The 16508-nt window shown below is 68.8% G+C and carries 15 protein-coding genes; 14 read left to right on the top strand and 1 reads right to left on the bottom strand.

The genetic code is table 11. From position 1 onward, the window contains the following. The first annotated feature begins 8 nt into the window (after nucleotides 1–8). The 4 genes from CVO96_RS01555 (at nucleotide 9) to CVO96_RS21355 (ending at nucleotide 5293) form a co-directional block, all read left to right on the top strand. The gene (locus CVO96_RS01555) at nucleotides 9–1103 is read left to right on the top strand and encodes a carbohydrate ABC transporter permease (RefSeq protein WP_103309562.1); all 1095 of its coding nucleotides are present in this window, start codon (nucleotides 9–11) and stop codon (nucleotides 1101–1103) included. Further along, entirely contained in the window at nucleotides 1100–2629 is a 1530-nt protein-coding gene (locus CVO96_RS01560; protein WP_103309564.1) for a carbohydrate ABC transporter permease, read from the top strand. Before CVO96_RS01555 ends, CVO96_RS01560 begins: the two co-directional genes overlap by 4 nt. A gap of 67 nt (nucleotides 2630–2696) precedes the next feature. Then, complete coding sequence (locus CVO96_RS01565) at nucleotides 2697–4604, top strand: amylo-alpha-1,6-glucosidase (RefSeq protein ID WP_243398116.1); 1908 nt, start codon at nucleotides 2697–2699, stop codon at nucleotides 4602–4604. Between the two features lie 104 nt (nucleotides 4605–4708). Further along, nucleotides 4709–5293: a hypothetical protein gene (locus tag CVO96_RS21355; protein WP_243398117.1), complete on the top strand. Its 585-nt coding sequence runs from the start codon at nucleotides 4709–4711 to the stop codon at nucleotides 5291–5293. Between the two features lie 299 nt (nucleotides 5294–5592). Here the strand turns inward: CVO96_RS21355 and CVO96_RS01575 are convergent, their stop codons facing one another. After that, on the bottom strand, nucleotides 5593–6378 hold the full coding sequence (locus CVO96_RS01575) for an enoyl-CoA hydratase-related protein (protein ID WP_103309568.1): 786 nt from the start codon (nucleotides 6376–6378) through the stop codon (nucleotides 5593–5595). Between the two features lie 31 nt (nucleotides 6379–6409). Between CVO96_RS01575 and CVO96_RS01580 the strand changes: the two genes are divergently transcribed. From CVO96_RS01580 to CVO96_RS01625, 10 genes are all read left to right on the top strand, one after another. Next, nucleotides 6410–6859, top strand: a complete 450-nt coding sequence (locus tag CVO96_RS01580) for a RuvX/YqgF family protein (protein ID WP_103309570.1) — start codon at nucleotides 6410–6412, stop codon at nucleotides 6857–6859. A gap of 413 nt (nucleotides 6860–7272) precedes the next feature. Continuing rightward, a complete protein-coding gene (locus tag CVO96_RS01585; protein ID WP_103309572.1) occupies nucleotides 7273–8958 on the top strand; it encodes a long-chain fatty acid--CoA ligase in 1686 nt (561 codons plus the stop codon). Between the two features lie 125 nt (nucleotides 8959–9083). Further along, nucleotides 9084–9863, top strand: coding sequence for a class I SAM-dependent methyltransferase (locus CVO96_RS01590; protein ID WP_103309575.1), 780 nt, complete (start codon nucleotides 9084–9086; stop codon nucleotides 9861–9863). 50 nt (nucleotides 9864–9913) lie between these two features. Beyond that, complete coding sequence (locus CVO96_RS01595; RefSeq protein WP_103309577.1) at nucleotides 9914–10921, top strand: alpha/beta hydrolase; 1008 nt, start codon at nucleotides 9914–9916, stop codon at nucleotides 10919–10921. Between the two features lie 95 nt (nucleotides 10922–11016). Next, nucleotides 11017–12078: a peptidase C39 family protein gene (locus CVO96_RS01600; protein ID WP_103313235.1), complete on the top strand. Its 1062-nt coding sequence runs from the start codon at nucleotides 11017–11019 to the stop codon at nucleotides 12076–12078. 69 nt (nucleotides 12079–12147) lie between these two features. Beyond that, complete coding sequence (locus tag CVO96_RS01605) at nucleotides 12148–13767, top strand: pilus assembly PilX N-terminal domain-containing protein (protein WP_133161723.1); 1620 nt, start codon at nucleotides 12148–12150, stop codon at nucleotides 13765–13767. Further along, nucleotides 13752–14282, top strand: a complete 531-nt coding sequence (locus CVO96_RS01610; RefSeq protein WP_103309583.1) for a pilus assembly FimT family protein — start codon at nucleotides 13752–13754, stop codon at nucleotides 14280–14282. Before CVO96_RS01605 ends, CVO96_RS01610 begins: the two co-directional genes overlap by 16 nt. Further along, nucleotides 14279–14728, top strand: a complete 450-nt coding sequence (locus CVO96_RS01615) for a type II secretion system protein (protein WP_103309585.1) — start codon at nucleotides 14279–14281, stop codon at nucleotides 14726–14728. Before CVO96_RS01610 ends, CVO96_RS01615 begins: the two co-directional genes overlap by 4 nt. Then, a complete protein-coding gene (locus CVO96_RS01620) occupies nucleotides 14725–15465 on the top strand; it encodes a PulJ/GspJ family protein (RefSeq protein WP_165795169.1) in 741 nt (246 codons plus the stop codon). Before CVO96_RS01615 ends, CVO96_RS01620 begins: the two co-directional genes overlap by 4 nt. A gap of 27 nt (nucleotides 15466–15492) precedes the next feature. Next, entirely contained in the window at nucleotides 15493–16344 is an 852-nt protein-coding gene (locus tag CVO96_RS01625; protein WP_103309590.1) for a hypothetical protein, read from the top strand. Nucleotides 16345–16508: the final 164 nt, after the last annotated feature.

Consider the following 16508-nt stretch of genomic DNA (forward strand, 5'->3'; position numbering starts at 1 on the left):
GGTGAACCATGTTGAAAAAAGGGCAGACCGCCACGGCCTACATCTTTCTCGCGCCGTTCCTGATCACCATCGCGATCTTCTTCTTCTACGCCTTCGCCCGCGCGATCTACTACTCGTTCACCGACTTCAACCTCTTCAACACCCCCAAGCTGATCGGCGTCAAGCCCTACGCGGACGTGCTGGCCGATCCCTCGTTCCGGCGGGCGCTGGGCAACTCGCTGATCTTCGCTATCGTGACGACCACGCTGCAGACCGTCGGGGCGCTGCTGATGTCGGTGGCGCTGAACAACAAGATCCGCGGCATGGGCTTTTTCCGCTCGGCCTGGTATATGCCGTCCATCACCTCCAGCGTGGTCATCACCCTGATCTTCCTGTGGCTGTTCCAGCGCCGCGGGATCGCCAACTACCTGATCACCCAGTGGCAGTCGTACCAGCCGCTGATCCTGACCTTCCTGGGCGTGCTGATCGCCGTGCAGATCGTGCAGGTGTTGTGGGAGCGCTCCCGGAAGTTCCCGGCCGGCTGGTTCGACCCGGCGCTGGCCGCCACCTCCGCCCTGGTCGCGCTGGCCGCCACGGCCGCGCTGTCGCTGACCGGCGCCGTGCAGCCGCGTGACGTCCAGCTCTTCGACTACCAGTACTTCGCGGACAAGTGGATCTCGGTCGGCGGCGTGCGGATCCTGAGCATCCCGCTGCTGGTCATCATCATCCAGAACACCTTCACGACCATCCCCACGCTGATGCTGTTCTTCCTGGCGGGGCTGCAGAACATTCCCGGCGCGCTCTACGAGGCGGCCGACATCGACGGCGCCACGCCGTGGCAGAAGCTCATGAACGTGACCGTGCCCATGCTGCGCCCCGTGACCTTCTACGTGATCACGGTGGGCCTGATCGGCACCATGCAGATGTTCGACCAGGTGGCGGTGATCGGCTCGGCGGCGCCCGGCGACACCCTGATCACGCTGGCCTACTACGTGTATCAGAACACCTTCAAGGCCGGGGCGGCGCCCGTGAACCTGGCGTCGGCGGCGGCGATCATCCTGGCGGCCATCATCCTGGTGATGGTCTTCGTGCAGCGCAAATTCTTCCCCTCGGAGGCCGTATGACCACCTCGCTGGAACAGGTCAGGCAGACCTCGGCCGACAACGAGCGCTGGCTGGCGCGGCGGCGCTGGGCGCGGGCCGGCTGGCTGTACGCCTTCATGATCGTGATGAGCTTTTTCTTCCTGGGGCCGTTCACCATGGGCCTGCTGAGTTCCATGAAGGACAACCCCAACGAGTACCCGCCCAGCCTGCGGATCGCGCAGCTGACCCCGCAGTTCATCTCGCGCGCCTACAACCTGGGCGTGCAGGGCGGGGGCGACGGCTGGAACGGGGGCCTGACCCCCGGCCGATCCGTGAGCTTCGACGTGCAGGTGCGTTCCCCCCAGGGCGCGCCGCAGGAGGCCCCCAGCGTGGCCCTCTTCCCCTACCAGCCGGTGAGTCTGGTCGCCATCGCCAAACAGGCGCAGGCCAAGGACTACGCGCAGGTGAAGACCGAGGAGGTGGGCCGCGCGGGTGATCTCCGCAGCTACCGCGTGACCGTGACCGCCCCGGTGCTGACCCGCCAGCAGGGCGACATCGTGCGCGCCACCATCGCCACGCCGGACAGCGATGTGCGCGCCAAGTTGCCCAGCGGCGAGATCGTCAAGGTCACGCTGGACACCCCCGAGGCCCAGCAGCGGCAGTACGAGCTGAACGAGACGCAGGCCGTGGAACTGGTCAGGGCCGGGAACGCCTACTACCTGCGCGGCCCGCTGTTCCAGCGCACGCCCATGCAGGTGGACGTGCAGCGCGGCCAGACCATCGTGTCGAGCACCCTGCCCCCCAGCGACCGGCAGAACTTCGGGCGCTCCTTCGCCTACCGCAACATCACGCCGGGGGTCATCGGCTACACCTTCAACAACTACCGCCGCGCCTTCAACGAGACCCTCGATCCCAAGACGGGCCGCAGCCTGTTCTTCTCCTGGGTCCTCAACTCGTTCCTGTACGCCTTCCTGCGGGTCTCGGCCGCCGTGCTGTTCTGCTCGCTGGCCGGCTACGCCCTGGCGCGGCTGCAGTTCCCCGGCAAGTTCCTGATCTTCATCGTGGCCGTGCTGTTCGTGCAGATGGTGCCCGGGCAGGTCAACCTGGTCAGCAACTACGTGCTGCTCAAGGACTGGAACCTGCTGAACATCTGGGGCCTGTGGTTCTCCGGTCTGGTCGCGGCGGGCGGCGTGTTCCTGATGAAGCAGTTCTTCGAGGGCATGCCCAAGGAGCTGGAAGAATCGGCCGCCATCGACGGTGCCGGGCCCTTCACCACCTTCTTCCGGGTGATGCTGCCGCAGGCCGGCCCGGCCCTGATCGCGCTGGCCATCACGCAGTTCCAGGGCGCCTGGAACGACTTCTTCTGGCCGCTGGTGCTGCTGCGCCAGAACACCGACTTCACGCTGACCGTGGGCCTCTCGAACTTCCGCGAACTGTACGGCGGGCAGGGCGACTACGGCCTGATCCTGGCCGGCGCGGTGCTCAGCGCCATTCCGGTGATCATCCTGTTCATCGTGTTCCAGCGCTACTTCGTGGACACCGGAGCGGACAGCGCGGTGAAGGGCTGAGCGCGTACCACCCCACGCCCCCGGCCCGCCCTGTGCCGCCTTGTCCCCGGCGGGCCGTGATAAAGGAATGACCATGCTCGATAGCGAATCCCCCACGCTCACCACCCGCACCGTCCTGAAGGAGAACGACCTGTATCTGGTCGGCAACCGCCACTACAAGGTCGCCCAGGGCGAGAGCGGCCTGTACCGACGCGACACCCGCTTCCTCTCGCGCTACGAGTGGCGCCTCGACGGTCAGCGGCCCCAGCACCTGCTGCAGCACGAACGGTACCCCTTCTGGCTGCACGAGCAGAGTTCGAACGCCAATGTCGGCTACACCATGAAAGTCGGCATCAACCGCGACCTGCAGCTGCTGGCGACCGAGCTGCGCGACACCCTGTGCGTCACGCGCTACGTCGGTGACGGCCCGCATGTCCTGACGCTGGCCCTGAAGGCCGACTTCGTGGACATGTTCGAGGTGCGCGGCTGGCCCGGCGGCGTGGCCGAGCGCACAGTCCAGGTCGAGGAGCGCCCGGGGGGCCTGGAGTTCCGCTATACGGCGCAGGACGGACTGGAACTGCGGGCGGCCGTGGAGGTCTCACCGCCCGCCCGCTGGGACGGCGAGCAGCTCAGCTGGACGCTCACGGAGGCCGTGACCGAGATCCGGGTCAGCGTCTTTCCGCTGCAGGCCGATGAATCCCCCACCCGCGGCGACCCGCACGCGCTGGCGGGCGAGTACGACGCCCTGCGTGGGCGGGTGCGCGGCGACCTGACCCTGCCCGATCCCTATGACCAGTCCGTGCTGGAGCGTTCGGTGGCCGACCTGCGGAGCCTGTCCTTCGCGACCGCGCAGGGCGCCTTCCCGGCGGCGGGGCTGCCGTGGTACGTGGCCCCCTTCGGCCGCGACTCGATGATCATCGCCCTGATGGTCAAAGACCACCTGCCCGAACTGGCCCTCACGGTGGCGCGTTTCCTGGCCGCGCACCAGGGGCGCACCCACGACCCCCGGACGCTGGAACAGCCGGGCAAGATCCTCCACGAGATGCGGAACGGCGAGCTGACCCGTATCGGCCGCACCCCCCACCGCCCGTACTACGCCACGGCCGACGCCACGCCGCTGTTCGTCTGGCTGATCGGCGAACTCAGCGCCGCGCATCCGGGGCTGGCGAGCGAACTTCGCCCGAACTGGGAGGCGGCCCTGCAGTGGTGCCTGACCGACGGCGACCCGGACGGCGACGGGTTCATCGAATACACCCCGGATCCGGGCGGGATCACCAACGCGGTCTGGAAGGACTCCGGCGACAGCACCTTCACCCAGGAGGGCGTGGACGTCAGCGGCCACGTGGCCGTGATCGAGGTGCAGGGCTACGCCTACGCGGCCTACCTCGCGGCGGCCAGGATGTACCGCCTGCTGGGCGAGCCGGAGCGGGCCCCCGAGTGGGAGGAGCGGGCGGCGCGGCTGCGCGAGCAGTTCCACGCGGCCTTCTGGTGGCCCGAGCGTGGCTATTACGTGCACGGCCTGAACGGCGACAAACGTCCGCTGCGGGTGCTGGTGAGCAACCCGGCGCACACCCTCTGGACGGGCATCATCCCGCCCGAATACGCCGCGCAGGTGGCCCGCACCGCGCTGGACAGCGAACTCTGGAACGGCTGGGGCATCCGCACGCTGGGCACCCGGGAGGTGCGCTACAACCCGGTGTCGTACCACAACGGCTCGGTCTGGCCGCACGACACCGCCGCCGCCGCGCTGGGGATGCTGCGCTACGGCCTGACGAGCGAGGCCCGGCAGATCACCCGCGCCCTGTTCGACGCCGCCCGCGCCGCCCACGACGGCCGCCTGAGCGAACTCTTCGCCGGCTTTCCGCGCGAGCAGGACACGCCCCCGGTGCCCTACCCCGCCGCCTGCCACCCGCAGGGCTGGGACGCCGCCATCCCGCTGGCGCTGGCCCACGCGCTGGAGCAGGGCACCCTGACGCCGGCCGGCAGCCTGGGCTGAGCGCCCGCTCTGGGTCACCGACTCGAGAGACCGGCCGCCAGCGTCCGTACGATCTTTAAACGCGCCCTCACCCCGCCCAGGGAGTGGGGGCGCACACTGTAGCCATGCTGGATAACATTCTGAATACCGTCAAACGCGGGGCCGAAAAGGTGCAGCGCCGTGGCGAGGAGGTCGCTCAGGCCGCCCGCCTGCGGGTCGAGGTCTTCCAGCTCGGCCGCGAGCTCGATGGACACTTCGCCCGGCTGGGCCGCTCGTACCATTCAGGCGCCCAGATCGACGTCCTGCAGGGCGTGCAGGAGGACATCCGGCGGGTCGAGGAGGAGATCCGCGCCCGCGAGCGGCTGATCCAGGAGCTGGGCGACCCGGCCGATCTGGTGACCGACGAGCCGGCCTCGCCTCCCGAAGTCCAGCGGCTGGCCCCCGGCCCCCGCCCCGCCTCCGCGGCCTCCACGCCGACCGTCCCCGCCGCCGTGCCGCACCCCGGCCAGGAGGTCTCCATGACCCACTCAGACAAACCCGCCGTGCCCACCAGCCCCAACCCCACCGTGCAGCACAGCGACGAACTGGAAACACCCAAGGGCGACACCGCCAGCATGGGCAATGAGCCCGGCCGCGACCCGGTGCGCCGTGACCACACCCTGGGTCAGGCCGAGGTCATGAAGGGCCACAACGACCCGCTGGACAAGTAACCTCCCAGTCCAACAGGGTTCGCGATCAGGAAGGCCGCCCACATGCTTGGGGCGGCCTTTCCTCCTGTCGGTTCCGTGGCTGCGGCATCTCGCAGAGCGGTGAACGGATACGGCCCGCTCTCCCCTCCTGCACCGTGCCGACGATCCGCGCCCGGCGGCGGGTCATACGCACTGCGCTCTATTCCGCCCCCACCAGGAAAGCACCGGATGTTCCTCCATACCGCACAGCACGTACTCTTTGCTCCTCCCTCTGGTCGGGCCCAGTCGCTAAAGTTTGAGCGACTGGGCCGCAATTGGTATCAGCCCTGACGACGGAACGCCGGCGCCCGCTTCTCCTTGAAGGCCGTCACGCCCTCGGCATGTTCCCAGGAATCGCCGGCGAGCTGCTGCAGCGCGGCCTCCTGATCCAGCGCCTCGTCGAGGGTGGAACTCAGGGCGGCCTGCAGGGCCTGTTTGGTCAGCTTCAGGGCATGGGCGGGGCGGGCCGCCAGCCGCTCGGCATAGGCCTGCACGTCGGCCTGGAAGGAGTCGTCGGGAAAGACCCGCTCGCACAGGCCCGCCCTCAGGGCGTCCTCGGCGGTGACCTTCTCCGCGAAAGCCATGAGTTCGAAGGCCCGCTGGTAGCCCACCGCGCGGGGCAGGAACCAGGTGCTGCCGCTGTCGGGGATCAGGGCGATGTTGGAGAACACCTGGGTCAATGCGGCGCCCTGCGCCCACAGGCGGATGTCGCCGGACAGCGCCAGACTGGCCCCCGCCCCGGCCGCGATGCCGTTCACGGCGCTGATGACGGGCTTCTCCAGGCCCCGGATGGTGCGGATCAGGGGGTTGTAGGTGTGGTTCAGGTGCTCGGTGAAGGTCATGCCCCGCCCCGACACGTCGCCCAGATCCTGCCCGGCACAGAAGCCGCGCCCGGCGCCGGTGATCACCACGACCCGCACCTCCGGATCGGACTCGGCCTTCCTGAGTTCCCCGGTCAGGGTGAGTAGCAGGTCGTCGTTCGCGGCGTTCAGCTTCTCCGGGCGGTTGAGGGTCAGGGTACGCACGCCCGCGTGGGTCGCGGCCAGAATTACGCTCGTGGCGGTCATGGCCCCAGCGTAGCGCGCTACACTCGCCCGCGTGACCCCGCCCCTTCCCACCATCCTGGCACTGGACATCAGCAAGTCGCGCATCGGCTTCGCGGTGAATGCGGGGCGGCTGGCCTTCGGGCGGGGCAGTCTGGATCGCAGGCGGCTGCCGCTGGATCTCAAGGCGCTGCGGCAGAAGGTGGCCGAGACCGGCGCGACCGCCCTGCTGCTGGGCCTGCCCCTGCGCACCGACGGCGCCCCCAGCCCCGCCGCCGACCGCGTGCGCGCCTTCGCCAGAATCCTGCAGGAGCAGGGCTACACGGTGCTCTTCCAGGACGAGCGCTTCACCACCCGCCGCGCCCGCGACCTGGGCGCCGCCGATCTGGACGAGGCGGCGGCCGTGCAGATCCTGGAGCTGTACCTGCTGGGGCTGGCGCGGGTGGAGAACGATGCGGACGATAGCGGCGCGGAGGATGACTCCGACGATCCAGAGAACGCCTGAGTACGCGCCTCACCGCACATCTGTGCTTGCATCTCCGCCGCGTGGAGCGCACCCTGGAGCATGTTGAAGAGACTGAGCGCCTGGTTGCTGCGCCGCGCTGAGCGGCAGGTGGTTGTGCTGGCACCTCAGCGGCCCCGTCGCCCAGGCCCGGACGATGCCGACGACCACGTGGGCGTCCCTGTCCCGGTCGGCCCCGGACCCCGGCGGGGCGGTGCCCAGGCGCGCCCCCCACAGCCCGAAGAGATTCTGGGCACCGACCGCTGAGCAGGGTCATCCGGCAGCTGAGCCCCGGCCTGACGGAGCCGCTGGCCCACCCGTGGCCGCGCCGCCTATACTCTTCCCACTGACACGAACTGCACCGCCGGCCTGACCGTGGGCCGCCTCTTTCGTCTGTCTCGCCAGGAGGGCACGATATGCAAGGCAACATGATGGACGTCCAGCTCGGGGTTCCCTTCATTCTGGAGCGCGCACGCACCCTGTACCGGCACCGCGAGGTCGTGAGCCTGCTGGTCGCCGGCCGCGACGAGGCCGGGAATCCCATTCCCCGCAAGCACCGCACGAACTACGGCGAGGTGGCCGACCGGGCGCGGCAACTGGCGGGCGGCCTGCTCGCGCTGGGGCTGAATCCGGGCGACCGGGTGGCCACGCTGGCCGTCAACTCCTTCCGGCACCTGGAGGCCTATCTGGGCGTGCCCAGCGCCGGGCTGGTGCTGCATACCGTGAACATCCGCCTGCACCCCGAGCAGGTCGCCTGGATCCTCAACCACGCCGAAGACCGCGTGCTGCTCATCGAGAACGTGTTCGCGGCGATGATCCCGGCCCTGAAGGCCGCCTGCCCGAAACTGGAGCACGTCTTCGTGCTGGGGCCGACCCCACAGCCCATTCCCGGCGTGGGCGACTACGACGCCCTGGTGGCCGGCAGCGCGCCCCTGGAACGCTACCCCAAGATCGACGAGAACGCGGCGGCGGCCATGTGCTACACCTCCGGCACGACCGGCAACCCCAAGGGCGTGGTGTACTCGCACCGCTCGACCGTGCTGCACTCGATGGCCAGCGCCCCCAAGGACTGCCTGAACGTGGGCGAGCGCGATACCGTGCTGCCCATCGTGCCGATGTTCCACGTGAACGCCTGGGGCCTGCCCTACACCTGCGCCATGTACGGCGCGCAGCAGGTCTACGGCGGCGTGTTCAGCGACGGCCGGAGCCTCGCGGGGCTGCTGCAGGACGAACAGGTCACCATCACGGCCGGCGTGCCGACCATCTGGATGGGCCTGCTGGGCGAACTCGACCGCGCGAAAAACGAGGGCACCCCCTACGACCTGAGTCGCCTGGACAGCCTGATCGTGGGCGGCAGCGCCGCGCCCGAATCCCTCATCCGCGCCTTCCAGGATCGCCACGGCCTGAGCCTGCTGCACGCCTGGGGCATGACCGAGACCCACCCGCTGGGCACCGCCAGCTCCATTCCGGCGGGGGTCGATCCCCAGAGCGACGAGGCGTACGCCCTGCGCGCCAAGCAGGGCCGCGCCGTGCCCCTGATCGAACTGGAACTCCTCAGCGACGACGGCGTGCGCCTGCCCCACGACGGCAAGACCATGGGCCGCCTGATCACCCGTGGCCCCTGGGTCTCCAGCTCCTACTTCAAGGGCGAGGGCCAGGACAACTTCTTCGAACTGGACGGCGAGATGTGGTTCGATACCGGCGACATCGCCACCCTGGACGAACGCGGATACATGCACATCCAGGATCGGGCCAAGGATCTGATCAAGTCGGGGGGCGAGTGGATCGGCTCGGTGGATCTGGAGAACGCCATCATGGCCCACCCGGCGGTCGCGCAGTGCGCCGTGATCGCCATGGACGACCCCAAGTGGGACGAGCGGCCGCTGGCCGTGGTGGTGCCGCGCCCCGGCCAGACCGTGACCCACGAGGAACTGATGGCGTTCATCGCGCCGAGGTTCGCCAAGTGGTGGCTGCCCGACGCGACCGTGCTCACCGACAACATTCCGATCGGAGCGACCGGCAAGTTCCTGAAGCGTGAACTGCGCGAGGAGTACCGCGGCTACGGCCTGCAGAACTTCCCCGTGCGCGCCGACACGGTGTAGGCCACCCGCTCCACGCAGCGGCCGGGGGTGACCGATTCCCGGCCGCTGCCGTGTCGGCTCCCCTCCCGGCGAAGCAGCGGCAGTGTCGACCGCATCCCACACGCAGACAACGCTATCCTGACAGGATGCGCGTGGCGACCCTGGAGCAGCTGCTGGACACCCTCGACCGGCTGTTCGACGACGGCTCGGACTGGACGAGGCGGAACCCCCGCGAGCCGGTGGCCGACCACAGGGTTGACCACTGGGCCGAGCTGTTCAGCCGCCCGGATCACCCCCTCACCTCCGACCTGCCGGACAGCAACCTGGTGGACTGGCGGCGGCGCGGCCTGCTGCCCGGCGGCGCCGGCCGCACGGCGCTGGGTCTGGGGTGCGGGCTGGGGCGCAATACCCGCTGGCTGGCGCGGCAGGGCTACGCCGCCACCGGCATCGACCTCTCGCCCTACGCGGTGAGGCACGCCCGTGAGCGCTCGCCCGCACCCGACTCGACCTCCGACGCGATCCCCGGCCCGACCCCCGACCCGATCTACGCCGAGTGCGACCTGCTGCGTGAGGCCATTCCCGGCGGACTCTACGATCTGGTCTACGATTCCGGGTGTTTCCACCACCTGCCGCCCCACCGACGGCTGTCCTACCGCACGGCGCTGGCCTCCTGCCTGAAACCGGGCGGCCTGTTCGGCATCTGCACCTTCGCCCCCGGCCGGATGGGCACGGAGGCCGACGACCTGACGCTGCTGAGGCGGGGCCGGCTGGAGGGCGGCGTCGCCTACAGCCCGGACGACCTGCGGGCCGTGTTCGCCGATCTGGAGCCGCTGGACGGCGGCCCCCTGCCCTCTCCTGAAGCGGGAACCGAGCCGGTGTTCTGGATGGACTTCCTGAACGCGGCGCTGTTCCGGCGGCCGGGCTGAAGCGGGGGCTGGACGCGACGCCGGCGGCCCCAGCCCATACAATTCCCCGCATGGCCGTTTCGGTAGATGGGCAGCAGGTGACCTTCACGCCCCCGGCGGGCGCCGTGGGACTTCTCGGAGACATGACGGACTGGCACAAGCAGCCGCCGATCCCCGTGACGGGCGGGCCGGTCACCCTGACCCTGCCGCGCGGCGCGTGGGTCGAGTACGCCTGGGTGGACGCGGCGGGGGAACCCTTCGCCGACCCGGACAATCCGGTGAAGTCCCTCAATCCCTGGTGGCCGTATCCGCGCGCGGCGGTGGTCGGCGAGTACGCAAAGCACCCGCTCTGGCTCTTGCCCGACGCCGCCCGCCGGGGCACCGCGCACCGCCTGAGCTGGCCGGGCGAGGTCTTCCCCGGCACGCGCCGCGCCATCGTGTACACCCCACACGGCCACGATCCGGCCACGCCGACGCCCGTGTACTACGTGCAGGACGGTGTGGCCTTCTACCGCACCGGCCGGCTGGCCGAGGTGATGGATCGGGCGGTGGAGGAGGGGCTGGCGAGCGGCGCCGTGCTGGTCTTCGTGGAGCCGGCCGACCGCAACGAGGAGTATTACCTCAACGACCGCTACCTAGACTTCCTGCGCCAGGAGGTCTTTCCACGCGTGGAAGGCGTGCACGTCTCGCCCGGTGTGCGGGGCCTGTGGGGCGCCAGCCTGGGCGGACTGATCAGCCTGTATCTGGGCAGCCGGCACCCGGAGCTGTTCGGGCGCGTGGTCAGCCACAGCGGCGCGTTCATCGCCCGGCCTGGCGCGGCGTCCCCGGACGGTGTGATCGACACCACGACCGCCGGCGAGTGGCTGCTCTCGGAACTGGCGCGCACCCCGCCCGCCCACCTGCGGATCAGCCTGGACACCGGCACCCTGGAGTGGCTGACCGGCCCGAACCGCCGGCTGGCCGGGCTGCTGGCCGACCTGCGGCAAGTTCACCAGTACCGCGAGTATCCCAGCGGGCACAACTGGGTGACGTGGCAGGGGGCGCTGCCCGAGGCGTTCCTGTTCATGCAGGGGCGCTGAGTCGTCCGGAAGTATTCAGAGGCGCTGGTGTACGGCGCCGGGGCCGGAAAGCTCCTCACCCACGCGTGCGGGCGGCGCGCCATAGTGCGGTGTTCATGAAACTCGCGACCCTTGCCGCCCTGTTCACGCTGGCCCTGCCGGGCAGCGCGGGAGCCCTGACCATGACCTATCCGCACAGCACGACCATCATTCACGAGCGGGCCGCCGACTGGGTGGGAGCGGAGCTGCGGAGCGTGCAGGTGCAGGGGGCCACCCTGGCCCTGACGGCCGGCGCGACCTCCGGCAGCTTCACCTCGCTTCCCCTGACCGTCCCGGCCTTCGACGAACTGGTGCCCTCGTGGAACGGCGTGACCGCCGGCGCCGGCAGCCTGACGGTGGAGGTGCGGGCCCGGGTGGGCGGCGGCTGGTCGCGCTGGTTCAGCTTCGGCACCTGGAGTGCCCGCGGTGACCGCGCCAGTCTGGACGGGCAGAAGGACGCGACCGGAGAGGTGCTCACGGACACCCTGCGCCTGAGCCGCAAGGCCACCACGTACCAGTACCGGGTGAGCCTGCGCGGCGCGGGCACGGCGGTGCGCCTGCTGGCCTTCAGCACCTCCGAGCGCAGCCGGCACGCGGCGGGCCTGGGGCAGGGTGGCAACCGCGCCGCCTGGGGCAAGGTCGTGGACGTGCCCCAGCGCTCCCAGATGATCTACCCCGATGGAGGCGAGGTGTGGTGCAGCCCCACCAGCGTCTCGATGATCCTGGCGAAGTACGGCGTGGACGTGACGGTTCCGCAGGCCGCCAGGGGCACCTTCGACCGGGTGTACGGCGGCACCGGCAACTGGCCCTTCAACACCGCCTACGCGGGCTCGCTGGGCCTGCGCGCCTACGTGACCAGACTGCCGAACCTCGCGGCGGCCGAGGCCTTCACCGCGGGCGGCACGCCCCTGGCGGTCAGCCTGGGCTGGAAGGTGGGCGAACTGCCGGGCGCCCCGATCCCCTCCAGCGACGGTCACCTGATGGTGCTGGTCGGCTTCGACGCCCAGGGCAACCCGGTGCTGAACGACCCGGCCGCGCCGGACAACGCCAGCGTGCGCCGTCCCTACCCGCGCGCCGCCTTCGAGAAGCTGTGGCTGACCCACTCGGGCGGGCTGAGCTACGTGCTGACAACGAACTGAGTGAGGGTCGGGTATACCCCCCTTCGGGTGAATCTCATCCGCTCTTACACGCAGTACTCTGACACAATCATGACAAACCCCAAAAATGCGTCGGAGACGGAAACTGAGGGGTTTGCTCTGGTACTGTCCCTGTTGTTCACAGGCATCGTCCTGCTGATCGTGGCGACCACAGCGGCATCACTGGCAACAGGCACGCGCCAGAGTGGGGCGGACGAACGTCAGGCTTACCAGGCCTTGCTGGTCGCCGAAAGCGGCCTGAATTCGCTGCCCCGCCGGGCAGCGGAGTACGTGCGGGATCATCCCTATCCCGGAACCCCGGTGGTCACGGTTCAGGTCTGGCTCGACGGCCTTAGGAGCTACATCGAGCCCTCGCTGGCTGCCGGCAGCACGTTGACCCTGACAGCGCTGGCCTCTCCCGCCGATTCGTTTACGGCCACCTACCGGAGCGCCAACGGCACGGCCACGAAGGTGATCGCGCAGGATTACACCCTGACGCCGCGTACCCTGCCTCCGGGCGTGCGGCCCCGCTCCGCGGTCACGTCCCTGCCGGGCATCAACGTGGGGAATACAGCCCCGAGTACGGGCAACGGGAACGGCAATGGCAAAGCCGGCGGAGGCAGCAGCGGCAGCGCCTCGGTCTCGGCCGTGTCGGCCAATGGTGGCGTGATCACCCAGGTGGCCAGTGGCTCCCCGGCCATGCCCCTGGTGGGAGGAACCGTCAACGTGACTGTGGCGAGCGCCTCTGGACTCCGGGCAGGCGACTACATCACGATCAAGGGCGCCACGTTCAAGGTCAGTACCATCGTGGCCACCACCCTGGGCCTCACGCGTGTCACAGGGACGACGAGCGCCACGGCCACCACGCTCTCGGGAGACGTTGGCCTGCTGATGAGCGCGGTGGCGGCCGCGTATCCGATCATCAGCTCCCCGACGACCATCCGGCTCTCCAACCCCTCGGACTATCTCGTGGGTGAAATCGTCAGTATCAAGGGGGTGTACGCCACCATCACCTCGATGGACAGGGCGTCCGGACTGGCGACCATCGTCTGGAGTAGCACGCCGCCCACCACCCTTGATGAGGGCACACCGATCTACAGGGATGTCACGGCACTCAGGAGCGGTGGGGTCATCACGCCACCGACGACCCTCAGCGCCTACACAGGCTCCCTGAATGGAACCAGCACGCCTGACTGCACTACCCTGCTCTGTCGGGGCACGTCTGATCCGCTGCTCTCGCCCACCGGCACGTCGGGATCGTTTACACAGATGATGCTCGGCATGAGCGACACGGAACTGAACGACCTCGTGCCCCTGACGACCACGACATTTCCGGCGCTCAACAACGGCATCATGAGGATCAACGGAACCGACTTCGACGCCGCTCTGAAAAACAAGACCGCGTCAGGGGTGTTGATCGTCGACGGTAACATCACCTCCAGCGTCAACGGAAACACGACCTTCAACGGGTTCATCTACGTCCGGGGCTGCACCGCCAAATTCGTGAACGGGAGCTTCACGCTCAATGGAGCCATGGCGATTCGTGGTGATACCACCTGCAGTCCGGCTTCGACGGATATCACCGGAAACCTGAGTGTCAATTACAGCGCCGTCAGTTTGCGGCAGGCCATGCTGAACGCCGCAGGAAGCTACAAACTCGACGTGATCGCAGGCACATGGCGCCAGAACTGATGGGCGTCGCGGGGGCCGAGAGCGGCGTCACGCTGATCGAACTGCTGATGGTGATAGCGGTGGTCGGCATCCTGCTGGCAATCGGGGTGGCCAACTATGCCCGGTGGCGCGCCACCTCGGCCGTGATGCAGGGGGCTCAGGAGTTCACGCAGGCTGTTCGCACCACCCGCAGCGGGGCCAAACGGGCCAATGCCTGCTGGCAGATCTCTCTGATGGCCTCTTCGGCGAGCAACACGCAGTATCAGGTCAAGGAGTACAGCGGATCGAGCTGTCCGACGGGCACAACGCCTGCGCCCACGAGAACCCGCGTCTATGACATGCCGGCGGGCACCCAGCTCATCCGTGTAGACGGTGCCGGAGCACTGTCCACGACCGCCTCCGTCATCAATTTCGTGCCGCCCTACGCCACCTCAGATAGCGTCCCCGATAACTTCCAGTCACGCTGGATCGCCAATACCTCCATCAAGCGGGACATCCGGGTCACCGGTCTCTTCGGCAAGGTGATCGTCCGGTGATCGCGCATCCCGGTGCAGGTCTGACGCTGGTCGAGGTGCTGGTCTCCATCGCCATCTTTACCGTCCTGTCGGTGGCGGTGCTGGGGTCACTCCCCGGCATCCTGAAGGTCAACAGGGCCACCCGCGACGACCAGGGGGTGACGGTGTCGGCCAAGGCGTATCTGGAGAGTGCCCGGGCACAGTTCAATAATCCCACCCGCACGACCAACCCGGCGACCGGGGCAGTCACAACCGCCGGGCAGACGAACTTCGACGCGGGAACGCTGCCAGCCGTGCCGGGCAGCAGCCAGATGAACGGCTACACCTGTGAGCCTGTCCTGAGCGCTCAGGTCACCTCCCCGGCGGCCACCGGGGCGATCGTGACCGTCAAGCGGCTGACCCTGACCTGCGCCCAGACCAGCAAGCCGACCCAGACCTTCGTGATCGACTTCGCGAGGCCGCTGTGAAGTTCCAGTCGGGCCTGACCCTGGTGGAAGTCCTGGTCGCCATGGCGATTCTGGGCATCATCCTGGTGCTGATCACCAACTGGCAGATGCAGACCCTTCAGCTGACCACCAAGACCAATGCGGGGGCCGAGCAGCTGGTGGAGCTGAACGATCTGAGCGGCTATATAGGAGACCGGGTGAGGTCGGCCAGCAGCGTCCGTCGCACGGGGCTGACCGTCAATGCCGCGTCTGCCGTGAACGCTGGCAAGTGCGATACGACCACGCCGTGCCTGGCGGTCCTGGCCCTGGAGGAAAAGGTCGATACGTCGTCTACCCCTCCGACGATCACGCGCAAGTGGATGCGGCTGGTCTTCCGGATGGAGCCCCGTGCCACCTGGAGCGGTGCCGACAAGGTGCCGGACGACTGGGCGGACGATGCGTCGAACAAGGTGATGATCCTCCGTGAGTACCGGGATATCTGCACGATCACCACCGTGCCCGCGCAGACCTGCGAGGCCTTCAAGGCCAGTTTCCTCGATGCGGCCTTCAGTGGCATGAGCCCGGCCCTGGTGACCGACTCCCTGACGTCGGTGGATCAGTCGGGCGCAACGATTCTCCCATTCGACTTCACAGCCACCTCGGCCACGGTGACCCTGAAATTTCAATCCAAACGGAACGTGCGTGGCGTGACCACCTTCTCGCCCGGCGCGGCCCCCTATACCCTGGACGTCCAGGCCCGCAACGTCCCGTACCCGTAGACCGGGCGGCTCGCCTAGACTCCACGCATGGACTTTCCCACCCTCTGCCCGGAGTGTGCCCGCGAGAACCGGGTCGAGTTCGCGGACAGTGCCGTGCATGACGTGAGCTGCCCCCACTGCGGGGCGCGCTACTGCGTCTTTCTGCGCAAACAGAAGTTCGAGGTGCTGTTCGATCTGGGCACCCGCGCCCTGATGGACGGCTACGCCCGCGAGGCGGTGGCCAGCTTCTCGGCCGCGCTGGAGCGCTTCATGGAGTTCTATGTGCGATCGTACGCACTGGAACGGGCGGCGGGAGCCGAGACCGACTTCAGCGTGGCCGTGGGCGCGCTGGACGGCACCTGGCGGCACGTGGCCAGCCAGTCCGAGCGGCAGCTCGGCATGTTCGCCCTGGCCTACCTGCTGCGGGAGGGCCGCGAGCCGGACTTCCTGAGCCCCCGGGCGCTGGGCACCGATTTCCGCAACCGGGTCATCCACCGGGGCTCGCTGCCGACCCGCGCCGAGGTCGAGGGATACGCCGCGCAGGTCTTCGCGCTGATCGACCGGCTGCTGGGCGAACTGGGGCCGGGCGCCGCCCACGCCGAACTGGCCCAGGAACAGGCCTTCGCGTCCCATCTGGCCGGGCTGCCCGACGACGTGACGGTGGTCTTCGAGGAGCATCCGGGCATGTTCCGCGCCCGCCGCTTCGGCACGCTGGCGCCGATGCCCAAGCGGGGCAAGACCTTTCCCCCGGCGGGCGCGGGCGACCGGGTGAACGACGCGCGGGCGTTCCAGAGCGCCCTGTTCCGCCGCGCCCTGGAAGAACGCGGGACGCTGCTCAAGCGCTTCAAGACCCCCGGCGCCGAAGCCACCCCCTCCGGGGAAGAGCCTGCCGTGGACTGAGATGAGGTCCGGTTCGATGCCCTGCCGTCTGTCCGGGCCCCGATCCGACCGGCAGGGTCGGGCGCAGCGGCGGCCCCGCGCCGATCGACGCTCCACCGTGTGACGCGGCCCGCCGGCCTCTGTGGCTGGCGCCTCCACTGCGTACACTGCCGTATGCGAGTCGG

The sequence above is a fragment of the Deinococcus koreensis genome (assembly GCF_002901445.1).
In the GTDB taxonomy this organism is placed as follows: domain Bacteria; phylum Deinococcota; class Deinococci; order Deinococcales; family Deinococcaceae; genus Deinococcus; species Deinococcus koreensis.

Excerpts from the sequence above, each read along its gene's own strand:
- CVO96_RS01605 (WP_133161723.1), top strand. The coding sequence starts at position 12,148 with ATGACAAACCCCAAAAATGCGTCGGAGACGGAAACTGAGGGGTTTGCT.
- CVO96_RS01590 (WP_103309575.1), top strand. The coding sequence starts at position 9,084 with ATGCGCGTGGCGACCCTGGAGCAGCTGCTGGACACCCTCGACCGGCTG.
- CVO96_RS01595 (WP_103309577.1), top strand. The coding sequence starts at position 9,914 with ATGGCCGTTTCGGTAGATGGGCAGCAGGTGACCTTCACGCCCCCGGCG.
- CVO96_RS01610 (WP_103309583.1), top strand. The coding sequence starts at position 13,752 with ATGGCGCCAGAACTGATGGGCGTCGCGGGGGCCGAGAGCGGCGTCACG.
- CVO96_RS01585 (WP_103309572.1), top strand. The coding sequence starts at position 7,273 with ATGCAAGGCAACATGATGGACGTCCAGCTCGGGGTTCCCTTCATTCTG.
- CVO96_RS01600 (WP_103313235.1), top strand. The coding sequence starts at position 11,017 with ATGAAACTCGCGACCCTTGCCGCCCTGTTCACGCTGGCCCTGCCGGGC.
- CVO96_RS01625 (WP_103309590.1), top strand. The coding sequence starts at position 15,493 with ATGGACTTTCCCACCCTCTGCCCGGAGTGTGCCCGCGAGAACCGGGTC.
- CVO96_RS01575 (WP_103309568.1), bottom strand. The coding sequence starts at position 6,378 with ATGACCGCCACGAGCGTAATTCTGGCCGCGACCCACGCGGGCGTGCGT.
- CVO96_RS01555 (WP_103309562.1), top strand. The coding sequence starts at position 9 with ATGTTGAAAAAAGGGCAGACCGCCACGGCCTACATCTTTCTCGCGCCG.
- CVO96_RS01560 (WP_103309564.1), top strand. The coding sequence starts at position 1,100 with ATGACCACCTCGCTGGAACAGGTCAGGCAGACCTCGGCCGACAACGAG.
- CVO96_RS21355 (WP_243398117.1), top strand. The coding sequence starts at position 4,709 with ATGCTGGATAACATTCTGAATACCGTCAAACGCGGGGCCGAAAAGGTG.
- CVO96_RS01565 (WP_243398116.1), top strand. The coding sequence starts at position 2,697 with ATGACCATGCTCGATAGCGAATCCCCCACGCTCACCACCCGCACCGTC.